At 41.0% G+C, this 2005-nt stretch carries 1 protein-coding gene; it reads right to left on the reverse strand.

The features are described from left to right. Positions 1-2005: CS1-pili formation C-terminal domain-containing protein (locus ABN080_RS18120; protein ID WP_349441657.1), on the reverse strand; the 2005-nt coding region annotated here is incomplete at both ends.

Genomic DNA, 2005 nt, shown 5'->3' on the forward strand with positions numbered 1-2005 from the left:
ACATCACCTACCCATAACACACCCCGAGCAGAGGACAAATCTAATTCAGCCTCACAAATCTGTTTATCATCTTGTTGTAATGAAATGACTGGGTAGCGTTTATCAACATCCATTGCAAATTGGCCTTGATGGTCGGTTTGAGTGCGACCAATATGGTTACGAACCTGTGCACTGGCTAACAGTGTGCCATCAGGCGACTTCATTCGACCAAAAACGGTCACCATCTGTTTTAATTCAGGTTGATGCACGGCAACGTTACCTGGATAAAGCACCACATTTTTCACACGGCCTGAGGCGATATCAAAGCTATCTTCGCTGTTTTTATCATTCAGTAATTCGACCTTATATTCCGCATAAGGAGAAAGTGGAATAAAGTTATTACTGCCCGATAAGACAAAACGTTGGCCATTGACGTTGGCGGCAATTTGTCCTTCACCATCAATGCCAGTTTTCACGATCACCCCAGATGTTTCTTGTTTACCACTGGCAGAGAAGTTCATATCACTATAGGCCAATGAACCTCGGGCGGTTAATGTAGTATTTAGACGATCATTATTAGGGCGGCTCATGGTTAACGTGCCCGTACTGTATTTGGTATCAAACGAGCCGTAACCGCTGACAGAAAAATCACTGTCAGTACCATCTTTATCATGTAATAAGGTTGATACGGATAAACCTGCGTGACGAATAGCTGAATCTTCAAAGCTTTTCGATGCAGATAATTCACCCCGCATATTCCCATTACTGGATGAAACCCCGGCACTCAACCATGTTGCCAGCGGTAATGAGAAGTCCAGTGTGATGTATTTTTCATTCGTGCTGCTTTGATTATCGTAGTGATAACGTTGAACACCGGTACGCAAACTCATGCTACCGTAACGCCCGTTATAGAGTGTGGTGGAATATTCAAAGTTATTCGATTTGTTTTTATCGCGCAGATCTTTGGTATAGGAATAGGTAAATGATCCGGCATATTCCCAAAATTGAGTCAAATTGAGGGTGGTACCAAAAGAGTAATTATCTGAGTCATACATCGGGAAATCATCTTTGATATTCCCTTTCTCTTTATTGACCCAAAGTGAGCCAAACCCCTTGGGCAATGAATAAGAGGCAGTAATGATATTGCGATCACTACCATCGTTAGCCAAAAGAGATTGCCAACTCGTTGATATATTTTCACTTAATTGTAAGTTTGCATTGGTTTCAAGTATGGCTAAATCATCAAATGCATAGGTTGAAGCTTGCAAATTTAACCCTGAAAACACCCCTAAAGTGACCGTTCCAGCTCCACCCACAAGCCAAGTATTATCAGAGTTTGATGTCTTATATCCATTGTCTCTATTTTTAATCCGTTTTTTATAATCGACATAGCCTGAGAATATTTCCCAACGAAACTCATTTAATGTTGCGCCTCGCATATTGAAGGTTTTATTCACTGTTTGAGCTTGTTTAGAATGAACTTTACCGTCAATAACCACTTCGACTTCGACTTGATAAATACCAAAAGGGAGTGGTGCGGTGTCCACTTCAAAACTGCCCATTGGAAAGTTTTGAATACTTAACAATTTGCCATCACGATAAACACGCACTTCCCCCGCACTGGGTAAAAAGACGGTGATCGGCGTTAAAGAGAGCTGAGAATGATTGACCTTGGATGAGGAATTATTGCCGTAAGTAATCCCGTAAACTTTACTGCTATTGAGCGCCGACATGGAAGCAATAGATTGTAAGTTCCACGTATTTAATAGACCAAAAGCAAAACGGCGACCATTAAAATCACGCTCAAACATGGCACGATAAAAATCGAAAGATTGCTCTGCGGTACCCAAGCCATAAGCGGTGGCACTGAGATTTAAATGATTTTCAGCAAAACTCCAGATGCTATCGATTGAAAAATAGCTATTGGTGTTATCTTTCTGCTGTTTCATTTGATTGTTATAGACACCTAAATCATAGGTGGTGACGGAGGAAAGATTATCAACAGTTGATTTTCCTAACATTTCCG

The organism is Proteus sp. fly-1089, assembly GCF_040138965.1.
GTDB classification, from domain to species: Bacteria; Pseudomonadota; Gammaproteobacteria; order Enterobacterales; family Enterobacteriaceae; genus Proteus; species Proteus vulgaris_B.